Origin of the sequence: Acinetobacter sp. YH12068_T, from assembly GCF_024606005.1 — a bacterium.
In the GTDB taxonomy this organism is placed as follows: Bacteria; Pseudomonadota; Gammaproteobacteria; order Pseudomonadales; family Moraxellaceae; genus Acinetobacter; species Acinetobacter amyesii.
Map to the genome: position 1 here is coordinate 2,828,163 of NZ_CP094555.1, position 14,588 is coordinate 2,842,750.

Annotated in this window: 12 protein-coding genes; 6 read left to right on the forward strand and 6 right to left on the reverse strand. The window is 43.0% G+C overall.

The features are described 5' to 3' along the window. Positions 1-53 precede the first annotated feature (53 nt). The 4 genes from topA to MST18_RS13500 all read right to left on the reverse strand — a co-directional run bounded on the left by topA (position 54) and on the right by MST18_RS13500 (position 4,634). On the reverse strand, positions 54-2,696 hold the full coding sequence (gene topA, locus MST18_RS13485; RefSeq protein WP_180007162.1) for a type I DNA topoisomerase: 2,643 nt from the start codon (positions 2,694-2,696) through the stop codon (positions 54-56). Between the two features lie 38 nt (positions 2,697-2,734). Further along, positions 2,735-3,184: a hypothetical protein gene (locus MST18_RS13490; protein WP_078189705.1), complete on the reverse strand. Its 450-nt coding sequence runs from the start codon at positions 3,182-3,184 to the stop codon at positions 2,735-2,737. A gap of 70 nt (positions 3,185-3,254) precedes the next feature. Next, positions 3,255-4,256 carry a hypothetical protein gene (locus MST18_RS13495; RefSeq protein WP_180084714.1) on the reverse strand — a complete coding sequence of 334 codons (1,002 nt, stop codon included), beginning with the start codon at positions 4,254-4,256 and terminating at the stop codon, positions 3,255-3,257. Positions 4,257-4,388: 132 nt separating this feature from the next. Continuing rightward, positions 4,389-4,634: a SlyX family protein gene (locus tag MST18_RS13500; protein ID WP_180024468.1), complete on the reverse strand. Its 246-nt coding sequence runs from the start codon at positions 4,632-4,634 to the stop codon at positions 4,389-4,391. 34 nt (positions 4,635-4,668) lie between these two features. Between MST18_RS13500 and MST18_RS13505 the strand changes: the two genes are divergently transcribed. From MST18_RS13505 to MST18_RS13520, 4 genes are all read left to right on the forward strand, one after another. After that, a complete protein-coding gene (locus MST18_RS13505) occupies positions 4,669-6,573 on the forward strand; it encodes an ATP-binding cassette domain-containing protein (protein WP_180007159.1) in 1,905 nt (634 codons plus the stop codon). 185 nt (positions 6,574-6,758) lie between these two features. Next, positions 6,759-7,520, forward strand: coding sequence for a 3-oxoacyl-ACP reductase (locus tag MST18_RS13510; RefSeq protein ID WP_180084715.1), 762 nt, complete (start codon positions 6,759-6,761; stop codon positions 7,518-7,520). A gap of 87 nt (positions 7,521-7,607) precedes the next feature. After that, the gene (gene lpxL, locus MST18_RS13515) at positions 7,608-8,543 is read left to right on the forward strand and encodes an LpxL/LpxP family Kdo(2)-lipid IV(A) lauroyl/palmitoleoyl acyltransferase (RefSeq protein ID WP_180084716.1); all 936 of its coding nucleotides are present in this window, start codon (positions 7,608-7,610) and stop codon (positions 8,541-8,543) included. A 32-nt stretch (positions 8,544-8,575) separates the two neighbouring features. Next, the gene (locus tag MST18_RS13520) at positions 8,576-9,688 is read left to right on the forward strand and encodes a glycosyltransferase family 4 protein (RefSeq protein WP_180010178.1); all 1,113 of its coding nucleotides are present in this window, start codon (positions 8,576-8,578) and stop codon (positions 9,686-9,688) included. A 159-nt stretch (positions 9,689-9,847) separates the two neighbouring features. On the opposite strand, the gene MST18_RS13525 is transcribed toward MST18_RS13520, so the two are convergent. Together MST18_RS13525 and MST18_RS13530 are read right to left on the reverse strand one after the other, a co-directional pair. Next, positions 9,848-10,153 (reverse strand): hypothetical protein, encoded by a 306-nt coding sequence (locus tag MST18_RS13525; protein WP_257227488.1) that lies wholly within the window; start codon positions 10,151-10,153, stop codon positions 9,848-9,850. A 371-nt stretch (positions 10,154-10,524) separates the two neighbouring features. After that, a complete protein-coding gene (locus MST18_RS13530) occupies positions 10,525-11,652 on the reverse strand; it encodes an endonuclease/exonuclease/phosphatase family protein (protein WP_111884080.1) in 1,128 nt (375 codons plus the stop codon). A 185-nt stretch (positions 11,653-11,837) separates the two neighbouring features. On the opposite strand from MST18_RS13530, the gene asd reads away from it, so the two are divergent. Beyond that, positions 11,838-12,956 carry an aspartate-semialdehyde dehydrogenase gene (gene asd / locus MST18_RS13535; protein WP_180132702.1) on the forward strand — a complete coding sequence of 373 codons (1,119 nt, stop codon included), beginning with the start codon at positions 11,838-11,840 and terminating at the stop codon, positions 12,954-12,956. Between the two features lie 143 nt (positions 12,957-13,099). Continuing rightward, positions 13,100-14,524, forward strand: a complete 1,425-nt coding sequence (locus MST18_RS13540) for a hypothetical protein (RefSeq protein WP_180132703.1) — start codon at positions 13,100-13,102, stop codon at positions 14,522-14,524. Positions 14,525-14,588: the final 64 nt, after the last annotated feature.

Here is a 14,588-nt window from a genome sequence, read left to right on the forward strand (position 1 = left end):
TCAAAAGACATAAAAAATGCCGACCGAAGTCAGCACTTTATTGGTTTTAAAGCTTAAGCCTCAACCCACTTACCGTCTTGGTACACCAAAGACCATTTGGTTTGTTTGCCTTCAGCATTTTCAGAACCAATATATTGCGCTTGGTTTTTACGGCTGAATTTTACTAATGTTGGGTTTCCTTCAGGATCGACATCCGGTGCTTGCAAGATGAACTGATATTTTGCATCCAACTGATCTGCGACAGAACGTAGTTCAGCCACTTTCGGTGCACGAGTTTCACGAACTTTCGGGAACTTACTTGCAGCTAAGAATAAACCTGCTGCGCCATCACGAAGGACAAAGAAGTCATCATGTTTGGTTGAGCGTAAGTGTTCCATTTTAATTGGATCTACACGTGGAGGTGCAGGCTGACCGCTCTTCAACACTTTACGTGTATTATCACAGCTATTACATGCAAAGTATGGACCGAAACGGCCTGTCTTCAATTGCATTTCGCCATCACATTTGTCGCACGGAATGGTTGGACCATCATAACCTTTGATTTTGAACTCACCTTCTTCAAGCTCAAAACCAGCACAGTCTGGGTTATTACCACAGATATGCAACTTACGCCCACCATCAATCACATAGCTATCCATGGCTGTTTCACAGATTGGACAACGTTTTTTCGACATCAAATCTGCTGTTTCTGCCGAGTCATCGTCAGACAGTGCAGCCAATGATTCTACAGGTGTCAGGTTTAAAGTTCCCTTACAACGCTCTTTTGGCGGTAAGTTATAACCTGAACAACCCAAGAACACACCGGTAGTTCCTGTACGAATCTGCATCGGACGATCACATTCTTTACAGTGCACAGCATCCACTTCTACAGGTAAATTACGGCGCATGCCATTTTCACCCTGAGCTGTGGTTAAACGTGTTTTAAAATCACCGTAGAAGCTATTGAGTAACTCTTTCCAGTTACGATCACCATCCGCGACTTTATCTAGCTGACCTTCAAGATCTGCCGTAAATGCATAGTTCATCAAGTTATTAAAGTTTTCATCGAGACGGTCTGTCACGATTTCACCCATTTTCTCGGCGAACAAACGACGGTTATCAAGCTTCACATAACCACGGTCTTGAATAGTTGAGATAATCGCAGCATACGTCGATGGACGACCAATCCCTTTTTTCTCAAGCTCTTTGACCAAAGATGCTTCAGTGAAGCGCGCAGGTGGTTTAGTAAAGTGTTGCGATGGATCTAATTTTTCAAGTTTCAGTACTTCACCGACTTTTACAGCAGGCAACAGTACATCATCATCCGATTTGTTTTGACCACGCACTTTAGTGAAACCATCAAAAACCAATGTACGGCCTTTGGCTTTGAGTTCGACACCATTGGCATTGACTAAAATCGTTGATGATAAATATTCTGCTGGAGTCATTTGACATGCAACGAACTGACGCCAGATCAGGTCATAAAGACGCTGTGCATCACGCTCTACACCCACCAAACTATCGCCTTTTAGCGCGACATTTGATGGACGAATCGCTTCATGGGCTTCTTGCGCACCAGCTTTATTGCCGTAGCGATTTGGTTTAGCCGGTAAATATTTTTGACCAAACTCAGTTTCAATATGACCACGAACCATATTTACAGCGTCATCACTCAAGAATGTTGAGTCTGTACGCATGTAGGTAATAAAGCCGGCTTCATATAAACGCTGTGCCAACATCATGGTTTTCTTCACAGAAAAACCTAAACGTGTACTTGCTGCTTGTTGCAGTGTAGACGTGATGTATGGCGCACTTGGATTGACCTTGGTTGGTTTGTCTTCACGTGCTGAAACTGTGTAGTCGGCATCTTTAATCAGGTTCAGTAAAGCATCCGTTTCAGCTTTGTTGTGCAGTTTTAAAGTCTTGCCATTTTGCTTCACCGCTTCTAAGCGGATATCGTCTTTCTTCGACTTGGTATCTGCAAAAACTTGCCAAAACTCTTCTGGAATGAAGGCACGAATTTCACGTTCACGCTCAACCACAAGTTTAACAGCCACTGATTGCACACGACCTGCCGATAGACCACGGGCGATTTTTTCCCATAAGAGTGGCGAGATCATAAAGCCCACAATACGGTCGAGGAAACGACGGGCTTGCTGAGCATTGACTTTATCTGTATCGAGGCGAGAAGGATGTTTAAACGCTTCTTGGATGGCATTTTTGGTAATTTCGTTGAACACCACACGTTGATAACGTGAGTCGTCACCGCCAATCACTTCTTTTAAATGCCAAGCAATTGCTTCTCCTTCCCTATCCATATCCGTTGCGAGATAGACCTCGTCAACTTGCGATGCAAGCTTTTTCAGTTCCGCAACAACATGTTCTTTACCCGGTAGGACTTCGTACTGTGCCTTCCAGTCATTTTCAGGGTCTACACCCATACGATTAACCAAAGCTTTTTGTGCTTTTTTGGCTTTTTCAGCTTCAGTTAATTTTGCACGAGTTACTGGCTTTTTCTCTGCTGTTTTACTCGAGCCGCCTGTAGGTAAATCACGGACATGACCCACCGATGATTTCACGATGTAATCAGAGCCCAAATATTTATTGATTGTTTTCGCTTTTGCAGGCGATTCCACAATCACTAACGCACGCTTTTTCCCAGCATCGGCAGATTTTGCTGTGGTACTTTTAGATGTGGACCGAGGAGCGTTCGCCATAGTTAACCATCATTCCTGTTTAATAGGTTTTTTAAAATTTAAAGTTCAGCCAATGAATGTAAAAATGCTTTCATATCATCAAGCTGTGTGGCTCTTAAGTCAGATTCTTCGTTCCAATAGAGTCCTACACAGTTTGCCTGCATATCAATAGCATAAATGCCCTTTAATGTAATGGCTAAATCCTTGAACTTGTCATCACCATGCACCAGTTCAAGTTTGTCATCGACCACTAAAGCACGCATTAAAGGCAAACGCGCATCTGGAATCAGCACACTGTAATACGCCACCATACTGGCACGTTTTTCAGAAGCCATTGGAATCTTGGTCCAAGCAGGTGCAGCCACTAAACGTGGGTGCAGCCCCATCTTACGCGCCTTCTCGCGCATAATGCCCAAGGCTTTTTCTCTAGGATTTACTCGAAGTCCAAAAATCGACCCAAGTACAAAGACCACAATAAAAACGGTAACCCAGATTCCAGTATTTTCCATAGCACAACCTTTATATTCCTTTATTAGAGTTGCATAAGCGCAATATAAAACGCAAGTTCACTCGATAAAATTAATTCAGGAACATCTCGTGGCTATACAGCACTTCGTGACCATTCCAGTAGATATATCCTTTTTCGATCAACTCTTTAAGTAATAATCGAACGTCAGATTGCGGGAACATTTGCTCCAATAAATCACGTAAGGCATAGATATCTTTTGGTTTATCTGACTTTAATTCATGCAATTTTCGGATCACTTCCATTTGCACAGGATCAATCTTATTGAAATTTTTAAATAAGCCTTGCTGTGCAGCCTGAATCATCGACGCCGTATCATCAGTATTTGAGGTTTGTTCTTCGAGTGAAGCAGTAAATGCATTCAGGTCTGTTTTTATCGGCAATGCTGTTTCAGCCGTCGCATTTAAATCTAGCTGCACCCATTGTTTGAGTACTTTTTTTCGAATCGAAATTTGCTCATCAAAGCGTTTGACGATTTTAAGATTGATCAACATACCGACCAAATGCTGAGCTTTTTCGCTAGAGACTTGCAAAATATTCATCAGCGAATTTTTCAGTTTATCCAAACTGTTGGGCTTGCCACTGAGTTTTTCCAGACCATCACAATAGTGTTTAATCAGTAATAAATCAGGTTTATTCCGAATGGTTTCTAGGTCAGGAATTTTATACTTCACTTTATGTGAAACTTCTTGTTCTGACTGAATTTGAATGAGATGTGCGCTGAGTCCAGAGCCGTCCAATTGTTCTATCAATAAGCCAATATCCGGCATCGCTGAAATCACTTCAATATGCGCATCTGGATCCATCAAGGCCATCAGTTGCCCCACAATCACCGCATATTCAAATTCTTTTTGCGGCGTTTCTGGAATATCCAAAACCACCAATTGACCAGTCGCGATCCACCCTGCAATTTCAGTCAAATCTTCAAGTGCATATTCAAATTTTCCGCTGCAGCTAAACACATACAAAGTACTGTAATGTTCAATGATATTGCGCAATAGATTTGCTGTGGGCGGGTTATTTTCCAAATCTAGCAGGACAACTTTTTGACTCATGAGATGAAATAATGGGTTTCGATCAGCAGATGCGGTGCATTAGACCTGTCACGCTGCAAAAGGTCAAATAAATTTACACCAATCCACAGCTTTGGCGCTGATTCGTCATCTGCCTGTCATTCAATAGTGACATTAATAATGCGGTGGGCGGTTAGTCATTGGGTCAAATGCCGCAATACCTTCAGATAAATCTGCCGATTCAATACGACGATACAAAATCTGCATTTGTTTCTTTAAATCAGCGATTTCGGCGTTTTGACGCGCAACTTGATCATTCAGTTGGTCAACTAAATCATCTAAAAATGCAATTCGGACTTGCAAATCTTCAATGGGTGCGGAAAATGACGCCTGTTCATCAAGATTTTGTTGTGTAGTCAATTTACACTCCTCATATAAGATTTCAGGAAACATTATGGCCTATATTACTTTAAGGGACGTCCAGCTTGCATTTGGCGGACCTTCCCTACTCGACGGCGCGAACTTCAGTTTAGAACGTGGCGAGCGAGTGTGTCTAATCGGTCGTAATGGTGAAGGTAAGTCTACTTTACTTAAACTGATTGAGGGAACTTTATTGCCAGATGGCGGTGAAGTTTCATTGCAAAATGGCATTACGATTTCAATGCTTGCTCAAGATGTACCCATGGATTCGGGCAAAGTTGCTGATATTGTTGCCGATGGTGCAGGTGAAGCTGCAACTGTTCTACGTGCTTATCATGAAGCCAGCGAAGCCTGCGTACTCGGCGATATGGACGCCTGTGAGCGCATGGGCAACCTACAACATCAGATGGATCAAATGGATGGCTGGTCACTTGAAACCAAAGTGAATGCCATCCTCAGCAAAATGGGCCTAGACCCAGAAGCTGACCTTGCAGATTTGTCTGGTGGTCGTAAGCGTCGTGTTTTGTTGGCACGTGCTCTCTTAACGCAGCCCGATGTCTTACTACTCGACGAACCGACTAACCATTTGGACGTTGAAAGTATTGAATGGCTCGAAAAATTCCTGCTTGATCAAAATAACTTAACCCTGTTGTTTATTTCGCATGACCGTTCATTTGTCGATAGCATCGCAACCCGTATTGTGGAACTTGACCGCGGCATTTTGCGTAGCTATGAAGGTAACTATTCACGTTACCTCGAACTCAAAGCTCAGCAAATGGAAGCGGAAGAAAAGCAAAATGCGCTATTCGATAAAAAACTCGCTGAAGAAGAAGTGTGGATTCGTCAGGGCATTAAAGCGCGTCGTACCCGTAACGAAGGTCGTGTTCGTGCCCTAAAAGCATTGCGTGAAGAGTCTAAAGCACGTCGTTCACAACAAGGCAAAGTGAGCATGGCAACGCAAGATGCGCAGCGCTCAGGTAAAGTGGTCTTTGAAATTGAAAACTTAGCTGTGCAATTTGGCAACAGCGCACCAATCATCAAAGACTTCTCGGCACTGGTATTACGTGGTGACCGGATCGGCTTAGTCGGTGACAACGGTGTGGGTAAAACCACTCTTATCAAAGCTATTTTGGGTGAGCAAGAACATACTGGTACAGTAAAAACAGGTACACAGCTTGAAGTTGCTTACTTTGATCAGCTTCGAAATGCACTTGATCTTGAAAAATCAGTGAAAGATAACGTCTCTGAAGGCTCAGACCATGTCGATGTCAATGGTAGCCGTCGTCACATCTACAGTTATTTACAAGACTTCTTATTCTCTCCAGAACGCGCACGTACACCAGTTAAAGCACTGTCTGGAGGTGAGCGTAACCGTATTCTGTTGGCTAAGCTTCTACTGAAACCATCGAACCTTATCGTGATGGACGAACCGACCAACGACTTGGATATGGTGACTCTTGAACTGTTAGAAGAAATGCTCAGTGCTTACAAAGGCACACTGTTACTGATTTCGCATGACCGTGCATTTATGGACAACGTGGTGACTTCAACTTGGGTCTTTGATGGTAAAGGTCAAATCGATGAATACATCGGTGGTTATCAAGACTATTTGGAACAGCGTCCTGACCAAACTGTCGTGGATCAAAAAAGCGATGTGAAAAAAGCCATGGCTAAAGCCGAAGCAGCGGCTGCCGCTGCGGTGCCTAAAAAAGTCAAGCTCAGCTATAAAGACCAACGTGCCCTAGAACAACTGCCGACTGAAATTGAAGCATTGGAACAAGAGCAAGCTGAATTGTCTGAAAAATTAGCTGACGGTTCTTGGTTCATGACTGACGCCAATGCTGCGACCAAAGCATCACAGCGTCTAGCTGAAATTGATGACGAAATGCTAGAAAAAATGGAACGTTTAGATGAGCTAGAAACGCTCGCTAAAGGCTAAATCTACAAATATTCCACACAGAAAAAGCCGTATCTCGATACGGCTTTTTTATGTCATATGACTCGACTGGATGGCTAACCTAAATGACGCTGTTTCAAATTGGAGCATACAGCGTCTGTAAAGACGATTCCGCAAATGTGAAAAGCTTGCTATGGTGACGTTCAATATAAGATTGAGTCACGAGCATGCAAATTTCAGATCAAATTGTCTTGGTTACAGGAGGCGCACGTGGCCTCGGTTTGGCAATTAGCAAAACTTTAATAGCTGAAGGCGCACGCGTGGTCGTGAACTATCTATCCAGTCAAACTGCGGCAGAACAGTTGGCGACCGCATTTCCTCAGCAAGTGTTTGCCTATCAAGCAGATGTCACAGATAAAGCTCAAGTAGAACAGCTTTTTGCCGCAGCAGAAGCACATTTTGGTACCGCGATCACCTCTGTCGTAAATAATGCCCTCATCCATTTTCAATTTAATGGCGATGCCCGTCCTAAAATGGAAGAACTGACTGCACAGCACTTACAGCAACAGTTTGATGGCGCAGTCGTCGCTGCACTCAACACCACGCAAGCGGCGCTTCCCAAGATGAAAGCACAGGGTTTTGGTCGCATTGTCAATATTGGCACCAACCTGGTACAAAACCCTGTCGTGCCTTACCACGACTACACTGCAGCAAAGGCAGCTTTGTTGGCCTTCACCCGCACAGCGGCACATGAGCTGGGTGAGTTTGGGATTAATGTGAATATGCTTTCAGGTGGCTTATTACAAAGCACCGATGCCAGTAAAGCGACGCCCGATGCCGTCTTTGACTTAATTGCGGCATCGACACCTTTACGCACAGTGACCACGCCTGAAGAATTTGCTGCAGCCATCATGATGTTCTTGTCCCCTTACTCACGTGCGGTCACAGGGCAGAATTTGATTGTCGATGGCGGTTTAGTCAAAGGTTAAGTCTAGCGCAGCATGAGGTTGAACTTTCTCTTTCAATTCAGCTTCATGCTAAACTGAACCCTATTTTTTAATCTTTGATTTAGCCCTATGAGTCAAAAGCCAACATATCAACCTGGAAAATTCCAATGGTCTTTCTTACTTCCTCAGTATTGGGGAATTTGGATAGGGATTGTATTTCTTATGATTTTGGCGATTCTTCCGTGGGCAATTCAGTATCGACTTGGGCAATTCCTCGGTTCTGTCGCATTTAATAATCTCAAATCACGTCGTAAAACCACGATTCGCAACTTGGAAGTTTGCTTTCCTGAATGGACGGCAGAACAGATTGAAGCTAATGCAAGACAGGTTTTTATCGACCAAATGATTGGTATTTTTGAAACCTTAAATGCATGGTACAGCCCGCAGTGGTTCAAAAATCGGGTGCAAATTGAAGGCTTAGAACATATTCAAAATGCACAAGCTGAAGGCAAAGGTATTTTACTCCTCGGCACACATTCTACCCTGCTCGATGCTGGTGGCTATTTATGCGCACAGTTTTTTGAGCCGGATGTGGTTTATCGTCCGCAAAATAATCCGCTGTTGGATATGTTGATTGTGCGTTGCCGTGCCACCATCTATGCCAACCAAATCGACCATGATGATATGCGTGGCTTGATTCGCAATCTGAAAAATGGCCATGCCATTTGGTACAGTCCCGATCAAGACTTTGGTTTAAAACAAGGGGTTATGGCACCGTTTTTTGGTACTCCCGCAGCCACTGTTACTGCACATCGTCGCTTATTAAAAATTGCTAAAGCCGTAGCGATCCCATTGTATTTTTATCGAGATGGCGACATCAGCAACCCTCAATATCATGTGCTGATTGAACCTGCTTTGGATAATTTTCCGAGTGAAGATGAAGTTTCGGATGCTGTTCGAACCAATAAAATTATTGAAAATCAGCTACGAATCGCACCGACACAATACATGTGGTTCCATCGCCGCTTTAAAACCCGCCCACAAGGCTATGACAAAATCTATTGAGTTCAACTCAGCACATAAAAAAGAGAAATGCTATGAAAGTAATGCAGCTTTTACCTGAATTGAACAGTGGTGGTGTCGAGCGAGGAACCTTAGAAATAGCTCGTGCTTTAGTGACCGCCGGTCATGAGTCCTTAGTGGTTTCAAATGGTGGCCGTATGGTGACTCAATTGGAAGCCGAAGGCTCAACTCATCTCACACTCGCAATCCATAAAAAAGCCTTATCAAGCTTATGGCAAATTCGTCCTCTACGTAAACTGATTGAGCAACATCAACCAGATATCGTGCATGTGCGCTCACGTGTCCCCGCGTGGCTCACGCATTTTGCCCTCAAAGGGATTCCTGCAAACAAACGACCTCACTTGATTTCAACTGTACATGGTTTTTATTCGATTAATCGCTACAGTCAAATCATGACGCAGGCTGAAAAAGTCATTGCGGTCTCGGATAGTGTTGTCAAATACATCACGGACAACTACAAAAACTGTCCTACCAAGGACATTGTGCGTATTTATCGTGGCATTGACCCCGCTGCTTTTCCACATGGTTATCAACCCTCAGCACAGTGGCTCAATCAAACCCTAAAAGATTTCCCTGAACTAGAAAATAAGCGTCTGATTTGCTTACCAGGCCGTATCACCCGTTTGAAAGGTCATGAAACCCTGATCCATTTAATGGAACAGCTACAAACACAGTATCCCGACGTACATGCGGTGGTGGTCGGTGGTGCAGATCCGAAAAAAGCGGCTTATTTACAAGAAATGCAAGACAGTATTGCGGCTAAAGGGCTGAGTGATCGGATTACTTTTGTCGGTCATCGTTCAGATATCCGTGAATGGTTAGCTTTTAGCGATTTGGTTTTATCTTTGTCGAGCCAAGCGGAAACCTTTGGACGGACTGTACTAGAAGCACTGTCTGTAGGTACACCTGTGATTGGTTGGAACCGTGGTGGTGTAGCTGAAATTTTATCCAATGTCTATCCGCAAGGTTTAGTCACTGTCGATGATGAAACACAATTACTCGACACCTTAAAGTTGCATTTAGACCAACCACAACACGTGCAGCCTATCAGCATGTTTAGTTTAAAAGAGATGTGTGATCAGACTTTGGAGTTGTATACGCAAGTGGTCTCTCAGCATTCAGCTTGATTGACTACACGCCATAGATCTTTGCTGTGCAGGATAACGCTCTGAAAATCTTTTTAATTCGGCAACTAGATCAGCATCTAGAAAGGATATTGTGAAATGCACAATATCCTTTTTTATTATGAACGACTCAATGGTTATTATGAATGACTCAATGGTGATTCAACCCTTCCATACACGGTATCGGGCCATCAACCAAAGGATCAGCGGCAACAACATGACATTTAGAATATGTTTCAAACTTTGCCCTATACGCCAAAAGCCTCTATCTAAAATATCATGGCGTGCATTAAACAATTCCAATCCCATTGCGACGACCACAACCGTCCAAATCGCATAAGGTGATTTCAATTGGCGGTGATGGCAAAAGGCCACAAAAAAGAACAGTATTAAGCCAAGGTAAATGGAAAGTGCATCGGTGGATAAGTGTGTAATCTGCAATATTTTTTGGTGCCATTCGGACAGCATAGAACGTCTCATACCTATATTTTTATTGGAAATTCATCGTTTTTTCTTGGCACACTGTATAAAGAAATTGATCAAAAGAAAAGCAAAAAAATCTATATCACAAAAGCAAAACCCGAGTTCTGCATCCTGCAAAACTCGGGTCTATGAGGTTGTGCTTTCACAAGTATTCTTTTTATTTTTTTATTGGCTTTCCTTTCCTGCATCCGTTCCGTGATGCTTCCATCGGCTTCGTCTTCCTTAGTGGGATGTTCCGTTCCCAGTTCCATGTGCCGATGAACAAAGAATAAGTCAATACACTTGACCTGACCATTCGTCAGAAGCCGAAAGCTGTGTAAGCTATTTCTTACACTTTTCTCTTAAATCAAACAAAATCAAGGTGCCTTCGTACCATCCTTATAATCACGGGCGATTTCATCAGTCACAATCTTCTCCTCTTCCTCAGCTTTTTCTATACCCTCCTGAATTGCCTCTTGCGCTTCTTGTTCATCTTCATCTGTTTGCTCTAATTCTTCTTGGATTTGCTCAAATACCCTGCCTGTTTGCAGCACCACATAGACTGGAAAATGGTCTGAACCGATATTGGGCAAGCGTTCCATATGTACCAATGCAAAATCTGTACTATGAAAAATATGGTCGAGCGACCAACGCAGCAGTGGATAATTGGCATGAAAGGTATTTACGAAATGACGTCCAACACGCGGGTCTAAAAGCCCACTGATTCGTTGAAAGAGTCGTGTAGTACGTGACCATGCCACATCATTCAGGTCCCCCATAACGATGCAACTTTCGTCTAAATCTTTAATCTGATCGCCCACAATCAGCAATTCTGCATCGCGTAAAGTTGAATCTTTGGCTTCTGTTGGACTTGGCGGTTTGGGATGTAAACAATACAGTTGAACCTGATTTCCTGATGCTAAGGTGACTCGGGTATGGATCGAAGGAATTTCATCACTGAGAATAAATTTGACTTCAGTTTCACTAAGTTCTAACTTGCTATACAAATGCATCCCATACAAATTATCCAAAGGTACGGGTACGCGATAAGGATAATCAGCTTCAATCACTGCCAATTCATTTTGCCAAGTTTGATCGGTTTCTAGCGTGAGTACTAAGTCAGGTTGATGCTTTTGTATTTGTGCCAATAATAAGTGATATTGAGTATTCGGCGTAAGTACATTTGAGACAATGATTGAAATTTGTTTCTGTTTATCTAACTGGTCTGAACGAACTTTTTTGACTTGTTTTTTCCAAATAAAGGTATAAGGCAAAACCATTTTTAATTGATATGCCAAGGCAGCAATCAACCCAATTAAAATGATTTCACGCGCCAAGTCCCATTCAGCATTCCATAAAATTAAGCCTATGAAGGCAAATATGCCCAAAGCCAAGATTTGCAGACGCGGAAAATCTGCACCACGAAACCACCATTCATCTCGTGGTATGAGTGACCAAAATGTCAACCAAATGACGAAGCCCGCCAGTATTTCAATCCAAATCATTACGCCTCCCTTATATTCTTTATTTTTTATTGATTCATAAATTTATATCAGTTTTGCATGTAACATAAACAAGATATATTGCACAATATTATTGGTGTTTTCATTATGTAGCGCTTGCAGTTATGCGCCCTTTTGGTACACTCGAACCCCCTTTTTATTTTTTTAACGCACCGAGGCAAAGTGACATGAAAGTAGGTCTGGTCGGTTGGCGCGGGATGGTTGGTTCCGTCCTTATGCAACGTATGGTTGAAGAAAACGATTTCGCTCATTTCGAACCGTTTTACTTTTCTACCAGTAATGCAGGTGGTGAAGCCCCTGTGTTTGGTGGTAAGACTGCCCCAGCACTTATGGATGCAACGGACATTGATAGTCTGAAGCAAATGGATGTCATTATCACCTGCCAAGGTGGCGATTATACGACTGAAGTTTTCCCTAAGCTTAAAGCTGAAAACTGGAATGGTTACTGGATCGATGCTGCATCAACTTTACGTATGGATGATGAAGCGATCATCGTACTTGACCCAGTAAACATGAACGTAATCAAAGACGGCTTAGTAAAAGGCACAAAAACCTTCGTGGGCGGTAACTGTACCGTTTCATTAATGTTAATGGGTCTAGGCGGTCTATTCCAAAATAATTTAGTGGAATGGGCAACCTCAATGACTTATCAAGCGGCATCTGGTGCAGGCGCGCAAAACATGCGTGAACTGATTTCAGGTATGGGTTACTTGTACAACAATACCAAAGATTTGCTAGATGACCCACGTTCTCCAATTTTAGATATCGACTCTAAAATTGCAGCCCTACAACGCGGTGAAGGTTTCCCATCTGCGAACTTCGGTGTGCCTTTAGCGGGTTCTCTCATTCCTTATATCGACAAACAGCTTGAAAGCGGTCAGTCGAAAGAAGAGTGGAAAGGTCAAGTTGAAACCAACAAGATCTTAGGCAACCAGCAAATCGTTCCAATCGATGGCCACTGTGTCCGTATCGGTGCGATGCGTTGTCACTCACAAGCATTGACTTTAAAACTTCGTAAAGATGTTCCACTGGATGAAATCGAAGATATCATCGCAAGTGCCAACGATTGGTCTAAAGTGGTTCCAAATACCCGTGAAGCGTCAATGACTGATTTGACTCCTGTTGCTGTAACAGGCACCTTGTCTGTTCCAGTTGGTCGTCTCCGTAAGCTCAACATGGGTAAAGAATACCTAGGTGCATTCACTGTAGGTGACCAATTGCTTTGGGGTGCTGCTGAACCTTTACGTCGTATGCTAAGAATTCTCATTGATTATAAAAATGCTTAAGCATTTTTAAGTCTCTGAACAGGAAGCCGATCACAATTGATCGGCTTTTTTATGTAACTGTCGTGTAAATATTTTACAATTCTTTGACAACTCGCTAATCTATAATTTTCGCCATGCGACATATATTCGAGCTAAAGATTAAGATGACCGTATATAACAAATTAAAGATCGCCATTTTAGCCGTTATTGCATCTCAAAACATTCAAGCGATCAGCATTGATCCTGTACAAGTCCAGTCAGCACCCGGGGAATTGCTGTACGCTGAGATTCATTTTCGCCACTCAAACACATCTGTGCCGCTCAATGCAAGTTTAGCCACGGCAGAGGATTTGTTGAGTATGGGTACAGGGCATCAACCACCGGGACATTTAAACTTCTTTACGCGTCGTGATGGTGCAGGCAACGGGGTAATTACCATTACCTCTTCGCGTCCAGTAACCGATGCAGAACTTAATTTTATTGTTAATATTAAAGAAGGGAATGCTTCACGCCTGCAACAAATTCGTACCCCATTAAAACGCAATCCAGCGCCGTCAAATGCGACTCAAACCCGTGCCAATGAGCGTGCTTTAACACCTGTCGTGATTGTAAATGAAAAAGAAATTGCCTTAAATTTACCTGTCAGCACACTGTATACCGCAAAAGCACCCGTAGCTGCAGAACAACCCTTATTACTCAGTACCAAAGCACCTCCACAGTTAGCAACGTCAACGCCTGTTGCGATTGAACCTGTCACGCATGTACAAAATTATAGTGTTACGCCTGCGGAGCAACATAGCGGAAGTACTTCATCAGGTTCTGAAACATCAATTTCGAAAGTTACAAAAACCAATTCGACCGGCTCTGTCAGTTCAGAAATGCAAGCCACACAAACTGCAACAGCATCAACTGCAAGATCTCAAGACCCATTGGCACAAAAATTTGCTGCGGAGCAGGCAGCACAAAAACGTGAAAATCCAACAACGACAACTCAAACAGCATCTACACCAAAACCAACAAGTACTGCAGCTGCATCAACAGCAACACCTGCGGCAAAATATGTGGTTCGCTCAAATGAAAGCCTTTGGGGGATTGCCTCACGTATTGCGACAGAACAAAACCGCCCTGTCTCTGAAGTCATGCAACAGATTAAAAACAGCAACGAACATGCATTCATTCAGGGCGACGTAAACCGTCTGCGCCGTGGTGCGGCATTAAATCTGCATGGTATGCAGCAAGCAAAACAGCCTGTAAAAGTCTCTGCGGCAGAACTTGCCAAAGTGCCTTCGAAGCAGTCAGGCAAAACCAAATACCGTTTGAATCAAGCTGAAATGAGTCTGGTTGCAGAGAAAGCGCAAGATTCGGCACAATCTTCTGCCAACAGTGCGGCAGAAAAGAATAAAACTTCGAAAGAGTTGTCATTAAAAGTTATGACATCTCGTGAAAAAACCGTTAAATTACAGAGAAACGTAACTCAATTAGAATTGGCGCTAAATCAAAAGGATCACAGAATTCAATTATTAAATGCTCGTCTTGCTCAACTGCAACAACAGTTGAAAGCTCAACAAGCAGATAAAAGAAGCCAATAAACTAAAACGTTACCAATCAAGATTTTATAGGGATGAGTGCAACTTTATATCGCTCTATCTCCAA